The organism is Rummeliibacillus stabekisii, from assembly GCF_007988965.1.
GTDB classification, from domain to species: domain Bacteria; phylum Bacillota; class Bacilli; order Bacillales_A; family Planococcaceae; genus Rummeliibacillus; species Rummeliibacillus stabekisii.
The window spans coordinates 147,251-159,500 of sequence record NZ_BJVD01000005.1; the positions used below are offsets into that span (position 1 = coordinate 147,251).

A 12,250-nucleotide genomic window follows, 5' to 3' on the forward strand; every position below is an offset into this window, starting at 1 on the left:
AAGAGTTTAAACTTTTAGGGATCAAATGGAAGTGGGTTTCCTACCTGCTCCTTTTTAAAAATTTTGCAAGCAATTTAATATTAAATGGGTAAACCCCAATCTTTAAAAGATAATGACGTATTATATGTCATTCTCTTAAAGGTTGGGGTTTTTTGTGTTTGTAGCCATAGAAAGGAAGCGATAAATTGACTGTATTGCTTGCAATAGGTGACACGGGTTTATCTGATTTACTACGAAAACCCCTTGTAGAAAGTGGATTCGATGTTTTGCAGGATGAGGTATTACACAGAAACTATCTAAATGAATTTATAGAAATCCAAAGACCTAACATTGTTATAGTCCACGATGTTTATTTACCGAGCGACTTTGACGAGGACAAGGCGAAAAGGGATGCTGAAATCGTTGCTCTTATAGAGGATTGGCGTATGAGATACGATAATAATCTTCGCGTTGTGTACCTATGTGTAAGAGACCGTAAAGATCCACTTCTAGCTAAATTAGTTGCACGTAATGTCCTTGATATATTCTACGAGCGCAGTCTGAAAACAGGTCCCTTTGTAGAGCAATTAAAAGAAGAGCCAAAATTTGCAAACGTCTCCCGTCTGGGAACTGATGATCTTGAGTTTGATTTTACTGAAATTTCCCGAGAGGAAGAAGAAGATCTTCCAACTCTTGAGTTAGAAGCAAAACCAGAGCAAGTTAAAAAGAATAGCGCAGCTATCAAGATTGCTCAAAGCCTACAAGAAGGGGCCAAAGGTCTAAAAGGCATTGCTCAAAAGCGAGCGGAAGCAAAGGAGACTTTAAACAAGGTAGAAGTAGGTATTGATGAATCCTTTTTTGATGAGATGCTGGATATTATGCCTGTTGAGCGGCAAGCTCCACCTAAACCTCAAATCATAGGAACTGTATTAATTGGTGTAGCTGGTGTTGCCCAGCATATCGGGGCTACTCATGCAGCAATAAGCATTGCTAGTTATTTAAAAGGTAATGGTCATTCTGTTGCGCTTGTTGAATCTAATCACTCGCAAGACTATGATCGAATCCATTCTCTTTATGAGGGCGAAAAGAAGCTACTACTAGACTATGACATGTTTGAAATGAAGGGTTTAACTCATTTCAAGTATCGTGAAGACCGAGATCTGAATGATATATTTTCGAGCTATGAATATGTGGTTATGGATTTTGGGAGCATCTTTCATGCAACAAACACAGAAGAATTTACGCGGGCACATGTAAAGTGTGTGGTGTGTTCAGCAGATGAATGGAAATACCATTGGATTGAAGAGTTTGAAAACGAATACGAGATCGACAATACATACTGTTACTTAGTACCAGGGGCAAGTATGGAGAAAGTTGAGGATTTAAGCGATCAACTTAAAGGGGGGGATGTGGTCTCCTTCCCGATACAAGATGATCCCTATGAACCTATTCAAGAAGTAGGTCATGTTCTCACAAATATTTTAGGAGAGTTTATTAAAATCCCAGTGAAATCTTCTACAAAACATCTTCTAATCGGAACCAGTGTAGGAGTAGGAATATCACTTTTGGTAATCATGATATTTAGTATTTTAAGATAGGGGGCAACAATAAGTGGCCATACGTCTAAGAACGAAGAAACTAATCAAGGCAAATCTTGTAGGAGCGGGAGTTATGCTCGTTATCTCAGGAGCAGGTGGTTATTTCTTATATGATCATTATTCAGATAACGCTATCAAGATGAAAAGAGAGTATAAGACAGAAATCAGTAAGCTCAATAGTGTTGCTAATCAAAGCCAGCGTGCTTACGCGCTTATAGAAGATATTAAAAAGGGTGAGAAAATCACTCCTGATATGGTGGAAGAAGTATTTTTACCTGATGCAGCAGCTGCTCCAAATCGAGTGCAAGTTGATGATGTAGATACGACTAAATTTTACGCTAAAACAGATTTAAAAAAGCACACAGTCATCTCAGAAGCCGTGCTATATCAAGACGAAGCAATCAACAACGATGAACGTAAAGCAGAATATTCATTTATCGAATTACCAACAAAGCTCGAAAAAGATCAATACGTGGACATACGTATTCAGTTCCCATCTGGGGAGGATTATGTAGTTCTTTCGAAGAAAAAAGTCACTGACATTTCGGGTGTCACCATGTGGACTACAGTAGATGAAGGTGAAATCCTTACTATTTCTTCTGCCATAGTGGACGCATACGTTCAAGGAGCCAAAATCTACGCAATTCAATACGTTGATGAGCATATGCAGGAAAACTCACAAATGACATATCCAGTGAAAAACAATGTGAAGCAGTTAATTCAAGAATCGCCGAACGTAGTGAACGTTGCAGAGCTTAACCTGGAGCAGCAGAACCGAAAACGCTTAGATGATGCATTATCTAAATTAAGTGAAGAAGATCGTCAGGCAATGGACGCTGGAAAGAAAGATACAGATACCAAAATATCTGAAGAAAATGAGAAACAAACTACACAGGAACGCTTAGATGCACTTGCTAATGAAAGCAGTCAACAAGACGCACAAGATGCTGTTGTATCAGGAGGTAACTAAAAGATGAAAGTGATTCAGTTTATCGGAACGAAGGATAAAGCGGATTTCACTCTATTCTTCGCTCATGTCCTATCGGAAATAGGTAAAAGGGTTTTGATTATAGATGGAACAGAGCGCGAAGTTTATAAGTACGGTTACATTGAAAACTCTTCAGATCGTATTGCAGATATAGGTAATGTTGAAGTAGTAGTCGAGGCACATAATATTGAAACTGTTAATTCAGTACTTCGAGCGAATTCCTTAAGCATGCAGGCTTATGATTGCGTGATTATAGATGTGGACTCGGTTGAAGGCTTAATTGCGAAATGGCCAAATATTGATGAACGATATTATCTAAGTTGTGATGAACGCTATTGCATTAATAAAGATACGAAGCTGCTTCATCATTTGTTGGATATAACAGACAATGCGGATATCAATCGTTTGCATTTTGAGTCTACCTACAACATCAAAAGTGAATATGTCGATCATTTAATTCAAAATCGGGCAAATTGGTCTTTCACTTCTTACAATGTGGAATTTGATGATTTAGCTGAGCAGTTGAAACTCCAACTACAGCATGAGCAAATCATTCCGCTTAAGAAGTTAAGTAAAACAACAAAAGCAGTTATCAAAAGAATGATCGTGGATCTCTATGAAGATGCCGCTTCTGAACTGGATAAAGTAATCAAACCACCATTTCGTTTGTTCAATTCAAAAAACCAAACAAACGACAAAGAGTATTATCCAGTAAAAGAAATTATTCACTAAGAGAAGGGAGGTATTAGTATGGGAAAAACAATTGTAAGTTGGTCACCGCTTCATGGCCAGGGAGCTACTACAGCAAATACCGTTTCATTAGCCTCCCTTTTCGCTATCGAATACAAATTAAGAACGCTGTTAACACATACTCAATTATCGTATTCGTCTATGGAATATCTACTTGGAAAAAATGTAGTGGATGAGAAGTTTGAACAAACTGGTATTAAAGCGTTGGAAAGACTTATGAAAAGCCGTCTCTTAAAAAGTGAAGCAGTTGAAGATTATACAGAAACCATTTATAGGAATCGTTTAGATATGCTAGGTGGTACGTCTAATGGGAATAATAAAGATTTATTAAATGCTGTTATTGATGTTACGGCAGACGTATATGATTCTGTTTGGATTGATGCACATAGTGGACAGGCTAATGAATTTACGACTGATTTATTGGAAAGAGCTGATTTCATTTTAATAAATCTGCCGCAAAATCAATTTATTCTCGATGGCTTCTTTGCAGATCAAGCATTCTTAAATCGATTTAAAAACAAGCCACATGCTTTTTTGATTAGTCAATATGATAAAGAGGCAAACGTTCATATTAAGAAAATCAAACGGAAATTCCATTTAGATACACCAGTTTATCCAATACCTTATTGCAAGGATTTCAAAAATGCTTGTAATTCTAAACAGGTTTCTCAATTCTTCTTACGCCATTATAGTTTGGAAAAGGCATCAAGTGCTGCTGATTTCATTGCTGCATTAAAGGAAGTTAATACAATTATCGCGAAGGAATTTGGTCTTTCTCTTTCAATAAAAGAGGGGGATGATCAATGAGTTTTTGGGCAAATGTAATGATTATAGCGCTAATATTCATTGGTGTGTTTGGAATTCTCTTCTATAAAGTTCGAAAGAATCAAAGGAACCTGACTGAACTTCAAACATTACAAGCAGAAAAAGACCGTTATCGAATATCAGCACTAGAAGAATACGTGAAAAAACGTTTAATTGAATTAACTACAATCAATCTATATGGGCTTGGTCTATCAGAAGAGGATTTTAAGCGACGCACAAGGCGAAGAGAAGAACTCAAAGATGCTTTAAAGAACTGTAATACGGGCGATTTATCTTCTAAAACTTATGTTAGAGAATATATTCGAGACATTTTGTTTAATGAGATGGAGTTAGATAATGAGAAGTTAAATTGGGCTATTCCATTTAATAATCCCTCTGAGATGAGCGGCCGTGAACTGTTCGATATTATTCTCTATATGTTTGAACAAGAACATGGCTTTAAAGCATTACTAGTTTTGATTGATAAATATTCTTTAGCAGAACCTAAGGCAGACGGATCTTATCGTATCGAGGAAAAAGATATCCGGTATATCTATGGAAAAGAAGCTATCCGATTGAATTTCGAGCAAAAAATTGATGTTCTTGCTCAACGCTTGTATAGCTCTTATAAAGGCTTTGGCGTTGTGGATGAAATTCGAGATATGAGTATTGATGGTGTATCAGGGGGAGTAAACGGTTTACCCAAACGAATGGAAGCATTACAAAGTAAAGTAGATAGCCTTTATAAATTAATTAATAAAGAAGAAAACAGCTTAAACAGTGTTTGGGTTATGTATAGAGGGAAAAGTATTCATTTTTCGTTCCTAGCGTTTGATACTGAAGCCGAACTACGAAGAATCGTGACAAATCTATATAAATATGGTTACCCAGGCCAATTGTCTGAGTCGAAACCTTATATTATCAATGAAATGCACGATGGATCGCGTGTAACTGTTATTAGACCTAAGTTAGCCGAATCTTGGGTGTTCTTTGTTCGTAAAAAATTTGATCTGTCTAAACTAAGCCTTAAAGAGTTAATTGTTCATAAAAACAATGCTATCCCTATAACTTTGTTGAAGTTTCTTATGAGAGGCAATCGTGTAACAGCGATAACTGGCTCACAAGGTAGTGGTAAAACAACACTCTTAATGGCCTTGATTAAATATATACATCCTTCATTGAACTTACGTATTCAAGAAACAAGCTTTGAGTTAAATCTTCGTTCACTTTATCCGCTTCGAAATGTTTTGAGTTTCCAGGAGACTGATACGATGAGCGGTCAAGATGGCTTGGATTTACAAAAGAAAACAGATGGTCATGTGAATATTTTAGGGGAGGTTGCGACTGACCCTGTAGCAGCATGGATGATTCAAACGGCTCAAGTTGCATCTTTATTTACGGTTTTTACCCACCATGCGAAGACATTCTCCAACCTAGTTTATTCGTTACGTAACTCATTATTAAAGGTTGGTATGTTTAATAACGAAAAAATCGCAGAACAACAAGTAGTAAATGTATTAGAATTCGATATCCATTTACGACAAAACTATGATGGTACTCGATATATCGAACGTATTACAGAATGTGTTCCTGTAGATCATTCAGAAGCGGCTATCCTAGATCCAGCTTCCGACAATGTTTCTAAAGAAGCCAAAATGGACTTAATGATTGAAGCTGCAACAACGTACTTCCGACAACAAACACAGCGCCAACAGTTCATTGAACGTAACATTGTAGAATTCCGTGAGGGTGAATATGTTCCAGTAAACCCTATAAGTGATGAACGAATTGAAGCAATACGCTCTCAATTGAATGACCAGGAACAAGAAGCATTCAACGAATTTATTAAACAGGTATGGGGTGAGTAAGAATGAATAAAATCCTTTTATTAATATTGGCTCTTAGCCTGTTGGGTTTTATCTTTATCGCACTCTATTACTATTATAGCCTCCAAAAAAGCAAAAAAATGCTTACAAACTTGCTCGGCAAGAAAACAGATTCCAAATATAAATGGAAAGAAAAAGCCAATGTTGTTGCGCAAAAAGCTTATAACTATTCAATGCGCATACCTTTGCTGAATACCATAATTCTTCGTGTAAGACGACGAATAGAAACCATGTCAATCTATGATGAATACTCCTTGCGACGAGAGGTTATGAAAATTGTTTTTACAGTCTTCAGTGCTTTTGCATTAGGAGCTGTATTGGTTCTCGTTATTAGGCCAGGATATTTAATCGCGTTCTGGATTTTCATTGGTATGTTCTTCGTTGCTGGATTATTGATTGATCATCTCGTATATCGTGTGGAAGTTAGATTACTAAATCAATTAAAAGAGTTTAATAACCGAGTAAGATTCTTTTATCAGCAAAGTAAGATGGTTGATGAGGCCTTTTTTGAAAGTATTGCTTACGCAGGTAATGAAATGAAAGTTCAAGCTGAATATATTCATTCCATTTTAACTAGCTTAACTCCTAACGAAGATCTTTCTAAATATGAAGAAGTTGCACCAACACGATTTTTAAAAGTACTAGCAGGGCTTGCGCTTACAGTTAAAGAAGAGGGCGATGTGATTACTGATAAGGGTTCAGCCTTTCTAAGTGGCATGACGGCAATCAATGTTGAAATTAATAGCGAAATGCTATATCGGCAAAAACTAGCTTATCGTTTAAGAGGTCTATCCACATTGGCACTTGCACCAATCTTCTTAGCTTTACCTATAAAGACTTGGGCAGTTTCAACATTTCCTATTATGGCTAGCTTCTATAACTCGCGTATTGGTTTCTTTGCAGAAGTAATTACTTATGGTTTAGCGGTACTTAGTTACATAATGATCCGAAAAATTAAAGACGCTAGTGAAAACAAATACTATATGTCTTTACAAAAGAATCGTTGGGAACAGAAAGTGCTAGATAAATTTCCTTTCTTATTAGCAGTAATACAAATATTTAAACCTAAGCAATATAGCAAACGTGAATATAAGTTAAAAGAATTAATAAAAGCAGCCAATTCCCCTTTAACAATAGACAGTATTTCATTAAGGAGAACTTTGTTATCTGTACTCATGTTTTTGCTTTTGTTTACAGGTTTAATTTATTCTCATCATCGCGATAAAACAAATGCTCTCTACGGTGCAGAGTCAACCTCATTCTTCGCTGGGAATGTTACGGAACAAGAAAAAGCCGCATTGGTAGAGGAAACAGAGTTTGACCGGCATCTATTAATGCAACTACAGCATGAAAAAAATGTAACCATGCAGACGGTGCAAAAGTATGTGTTGAAAAGCATTAATGTAAAAGATCCTAATACACCTAAAGCACAAGAAATTATTCAACGTGTTTCTATGAAATGGAATGTTATTCATGGTGCTTTTATCAAATGGTGGGAGGTAATTATAGCTTTTGCATTGGTTTATGTAACCTCTTTAGTACCATTGTTGATTTTGCATTATCAAAAGGTTCTACGGCAAAAAGACATGGAAAATGAAGTATACCAATATCTCATTTTGATTGGCATATTAAAAGAATTTGAAAGTATGTCTGTTTTCAAAATTCTTAATTGGATAGAGCGATTCAGTGTAATCTTTAAAACCGCTTTGCAAGAAGCCATATTAGAATACGACGCTGGACCGGATGAAACCTTAAAGAAACTTAAAGAACAAGTAAGTTTTGAACCATTCCAACAAATGGTTGAACGACTTGAATTAGCAGTGATACGAATATCTGTTCAAGAGGCGTTTGAAGACATTGCAGTTGAACGTGAATATTACGTAGAACAAAGAAATGAAAGAGATGAACGATCTTTAAATATCCGTAGTTTCTGGGGAACGCTTATCTCTTGGGTACCGACCACAGCTTTAGTGGCATTATATCTAGTTATTCCGATTATTTACATCAGCATCATCAAATCTAAAGAATTGGTAACTCAAATACAGACATAGGGGTGAATTTGAGATTTAGAATCTTATCTTTAGATTTGTCATTGCATATATACCTCATTTTAAAGGAGAGAATTAAAAATGGAAGCACCATCAAAAGCGTTAATGTTTGGAGCGGGGATTTTATTAGCAATCGCTTTAATTACTCTTAGTGTATTGGTTTACTCAACTTCAACAGAGCCAGCCAAAAGCGCAACAAGTGACTTTAATAACCTTTCTACTGAATTAAAAGATCAAAAGTATTTAAGTTATGACAACACTACAGTTTCTGGTTCTCAAGTTGTCAATGCAGTTCGTCGTTTTGCTACTGAAGGAAAAAATAATGATTTAGGTTTAAAAATTGTGACTGGGCAAGGTAATTCAACATGGTATTACAACACAGTTTCAAATAGTGGAGATACACTTACTGCTTCTACAAGCTCTGTTTCAGAGATTAATAATACTAATTCAAGTCAATATGTTAATCCGTCAGGTACATTTAAAGCCAATATTGTACGTGACTCCAATCAAGTTATCCGTGCAATTGAATTTGTTCAACAATCTAAATAATTCTTTGAATGGAGGTAGGGGGTACGCCATGTATCCCCGCTCTTTATGGAAAATAATACTTCTGATGCATTAGAGTTCGGAGTAAACTTGCTGCTATTTTTAGCAGCTGCTACTTACATAGTTTATAGCTTTTTGGAGTTACCAAAACTCTATGACAATCTTAAAGGTTCAGAAACGGTTTACATACAAGATAGTAAAGTGCCAGAGTCTGACGATTTATGGAGCGGCGTTCAGGTAATTGCTAAAATTTATCGAATTGGTGATGACGAGGTCCCTATTAAAGTTGATGGCATTACATTCAGTGACGAATCCGACTTAAAGAATAAACAATCTAAAATCAACGTAAAACAACACTATTACCAAGAAATAAAATATGATGATGACGGAAATAAAAGTGAAATTGTTTTCAAGCCAGCATCATAGCTAAAAGAGGAAGGTGAACGACTTGCCAAACGGATTTGCTAAAGTAATGTCTATGCTACTTTTTGTATTATTGATTCTTTTCGCCGTATATCAAAATTATAGAATCCAAGATGATGTAGCTTACCAAAATGCCTACAATACAGTTACACAATTTGTTGATAATGTCCGTACGAAAGGATTTATTACTCCAAGAATGTACGAGGACTTCCAATCACAATTAGATATTGGAAATTATCATTTTGATATTGAAATGGTTCATAAACAAAAAATATATACACCTGACTTTAAAGATCCAAAAGACGATAAGTCTTTCACAGGAGAATATTTAGTCGACTATGATGAGTACTACAATGACCAAATTGAAGATGTGTTATATGGTCAGACTTCAAAACCTACAAATAAACGGATGTATAAGCTCCAGCAAGATGATTACTTTTCAGTAAGCGTTGAAAATGCTGATAAAACCAACTCTAGTGTTCTATTCGATTTCTTAACGAATAATACAGGGGATGAAAAAGGTTCTTCCATTAACGTTTCATATGGAGGCATGGTATTAAATGAAGATTACTAGCTTTTTCATCATTACATATATCATTATGTTTCCTCTTCTCTGTTACTCACAATGGAGAGCAGAAGATGTTAGTGTATATACCCGTTTAAATAAGCAATATGATATGGCCATAACCACAGCTACTCAAGACGCGATAACAATTTTGAGAAGGACATCCGTAGGTCAAGATGAAGCAGGCTATGCTTCCTCTAAGGAAAACCCAGCAGACAAAGATGCTGCCTTGAAAACATTTTTACAAACACTATCAGTTAGTTTTCAAACGAACGATACAAATACAATTGATTTAATTTCACGATATGTACCCGCATTCGCAGTACTAGAGAACGATGGGCTTTCACTAAGCGTATTCCAACATTCGTCTGATAAAAATGGCAATGACATATTAAAACGCCAATGGATGCCTAAAGTACCGTTTTCCTATACAGATAAAGAGGGAAACATTATTAATTTTACAATTGATCAGGATATTGAGATTTATGTGAAATCCTTAGATGAATGGTATGAAGGTACACGAGAGGAAGTAATGGACTTAATCAAAGAAGAAGTGCATTACGAAGATCCGGACACTTCAAAGATAACTCTACTAGATAAAGTTTCGGAGAGTTTACTCAAGAGATTGAAGGAAGGCTTATCCGATGACCTATACAAACGATTAACTGACAGTCTGAGGAGCATCTCAACGATAGATGAACTGGATGAAGAGCTTCAAGACGAAATTTCAGAAATAGATTATAACTTATTGAGTGACTTGATTGTGGCTTTGACGCCAAAAGATATTGAAGATCCAGAAAACGAAGCTACTCTTCCGCCAGTATTTGAAGAACCGGAGAGCGACGCTGATACGCTAAGAGCTAGATTAACTCTTCAAACTAAAGCAGAGCTACGTGCTGCCTTACCAGAAGAGTTATTCAATGAGTTAATTGAAATGCTCGGTAAATATAAGTCAGAGTTTGACATAGAGCCTGCAATAGTTGATAGGGTACAAGCCAAAGTTAGTGATGATTTATTTATACGATTCTTAACCGATATCGCAACGCCAACCGAGGGTCAACTAAGCGAAAGTGTATGTGAAAAACCAACTGAAGATAAGAGCGAAGAAAAAGAAGATTCTTCAGCAATTACAAAGGCTTCAAACCCTATAAAAGATAATCCGGTTTATAAGATTCTAGGAAACTTAACAGACAAAGAGAACGCTGCTCCTACAGAAACAAATGGGATGGATGCAGTAGTAGGGACACAAACAGATGAAGATACAGAAACAGAAGCAGAAACAGGTATTGAGGTAACGCCACCTGATGAAGATACACCAGCTAATGGTGACTCTACAGAAGATACAGATATGTCGGATACAGAAAATCCAGAAGTTGGCGATAACACACCAACAGATGACAACACCAAAGATGATAACAATACATCATCAGACGACAATACAACAGACGATAACAACACGGGCGATGAGAATCCAAGTGATGAAGAAATTGATGTCAGCCCCCCTCCTACAGAGGATGAAGATCCATACTTACCTGATGTAAAAGAAGATGATGAAGTAGAAGATGATGGACATTATGAGTGTAAGGATGACACTTCAAACGAAGAGTTAACTAAACCAGATGAACCAGTAAAGGATAAGGAACCCGTTGCTGAAGAAACACCAGCCATCTTTATTTTAAATAACAAAGACTACTTTGAAAGAGTTCGCAAGAAAGTAATTGTTTCTGTTATGCAAGACCAATTTGCCTATTATATTAATCAACACAATACGTATACACGTCAACTTGGTATAACCTATAAATTTAGTTTACCTCTAATTTCTGACGATGATTGGTATAACAGTGTTGATGATGACGGCATTTTTGCCTTTGTACAAGGCGTGCAATTTAGCAGAGGAGATTACACATATAGTAGTCATGCTTTTGCAGGTGCACGATTACTTAAGAAAGATAAAATCTATGGTGCAACCGTTGAACATAAAAAGGTTTATTACAGTGAATTATGCAAGTTTAAGTATGATGCAACAGAGATTTTCAACTCGAAAAAAGAAGCAGCTAAAAATGGTTATAGAGAAGTTTCTTGTTTAAACAAACAGTAAGGGGGATTTAAATGGAAGCTATAGCGTTAAGTAAACAATCACAATATAAAGCTGAAATAACGATGAAATATGACGTATCAATTTATAAGAAGAATGGCAATGAGTTCGAAAGAGTACCTAAAGAGTATTTAAAGCGTGGTAATTCCTATCAAGTAAAAGCAATTACAGACGATTATATACAACTTGTTAATGGACATTACATTGTGAATGTCGATCCTAGTCAATACGATATACAGTTTGGCGAGGTAACGATGAATGAGCGCATACCAATATGTAGCCGTTCGGGTGTAATTCTTAGATATGTAGAAAAAGGTCAGTCATTTAAAATCCGTTCAATTCACGACAATTATATAGGGATTGGCAGTAAGCAATATGTCTCTTCACAGCATGACATCACAATAAATTATTTATAGAAACTATACTGTACATTGAAAACTAAATAGGGTGTTTTTGTTCAATTATGGAATATGCTATATACTTTTGTTATATAAGGTAAAGGTGGATTCTATAATGAAAAACTCAAAGATGACTAATATTAAAAAGACTTTAGTGCCAACTGTTATGT

Annotated in this window: 11 protein-coding genes; all 11 read left to right on the forward strand. The window is 36.0% G+C overall.

From position 1 onward, the window contains the following. The first annotated feature begins 185 nt into the window (after nucleotides 1-185). The 11 genes from RST01_RS10710 (at nucleotide 186) to RST01_RS10760 (ending at nucleotide 12,098) form a co-directional block, all read left to right on the forward strand. Nucleotides 186-1,577, forward strand: coding sequence for a hypothetical protein (locus RST01_RS10710; protein ID WP_147196683.1), 1,392 nt, complete (start codon nucleotides 186-188; stop codon nucleotides 1,575-1,577). Between the two features lie 13 nt (nucleotides 1,578-1,590). Further along, entirely contained in the window at nucleotides 1,591-2,547 is a 957-nt protein-coding gene (locus tag RST01_RS10715) for a hypothetical protein (protein WP_147196685.1), read from the forward strand. 3 nt (nucleotides 2,548-2,550) lie between these two features. Then, nucleotides 2,551-3,297 (forward strand): hypothetical protein, encoded by a 747-nt coding sequence (locus RST01_RS10720; protein ID WP_147196687.1) that lies wholly within the window; start codon nucleotides 2,551-2,553, stop codon nucleotides 3,295-3,297. Nucleotides 3,298-3,315: 18 nt separating this feature from the next. Then, nucleotides 3,316-4,122: a hypothetical protein gene (locus tag RST01_RS10725; protein WP_147196689.1), complete on the forward strand. Its 807-nt coding sequence runs from the start codon at nucleotides 3,316-3,318 to the stop codon at nucleotides 4,120-4,122. Continuing rightward, complete coding sequence (locus RST01_RS10730) at nucleotides 4,119-5,987, forward strand: ATPase, T2SS/T4P/T4SS family (protein WP_244946702.1); 1,869 nt, start codon at nucleotides 4,119-4,121, stop codon at nucleotides 5,985-5,987. Before RST01_RS10725 ends, RST01_RS10730 begins: the two co-directional genes overlap by 4 nt. 2 nt (nucleotides 5,988-5,989) lie before the next feature. Continuing rightward, nucleotides 5,990-8,056 carry a hypothetical protein gene (locus tag RST01_RS10735; protein ID WP_147196691.1) on the forward strand — a complete coding sequence of 689 codons (2,067 nt, stop codon included), beginning with the start codon at nucleotides 5,990-5,992 and terminating at the stop codon, nucleotides 8,054-8,056. 78 nt (nucleotides 8,057-8,134) lie between these two features. Beyond that, on the forward strand, nucleotides 8,135-8,602 hold the full coding sequence (locus RST01_RS10740; protein WP_147196692.1) for a hypothetical protein: 468 nt from the start codon (nucleotides 8,135-8,137) through the stop codon (nucleotides 8,600-8,602). 198 nt (nucleotides 8,603-8,800) lie between these two features. Continuing rightward, nucleotides 8,801-9,025: a hypothetical protein gene (locus RST01_RS16010; protein ID WP_186806990.1), complete on the forward strand. Its 225-nt coding sequence runs from the start codon at nucleotides 8,801-8,803 to the stop codon at nucleotides 9,023-9,025. Between the two features lie 22 nt (nucleotides 9,026-9,047). Then, the gene (locus RST01_RS10750) at nucleotides 9,048-9,596 is read left to right on the forward strand and encodes a hypothetical protein (RefSeq protein WP_147196696.1); all 549 of its coding nucleotides are present in this window, start codon (nucleotides 9,048-9,050) and stop codon (nucleotides 9,594-9,596) included. Continuing rightward, a complete protein-coding gene (locus RST01_RS10755; protein WP_147196698.1) occupies nucleotides 9,583-11,685 on the forward strand; it encodes a midas domain-containing protein in 2,103 nt (700 codons plus the stop codon). Before RST01_RS10750 ends, RST01_RS10755 begins: the two co-directional genes overlap by 14 nt. Before the next feature lie 11 nt (nucleotides 11,686-11,696). Further along, entirely contained in the window at nucleotides 11,697-12,098 is a 402-nt protein-coding gene (locus RST01_RS10760; RefSeq protein ID WP_147196699.1) for a hypothetical protein, read from the forward strand. Nucleotides 12,099-12,250 lie beyond the last annotated feature (152 nt).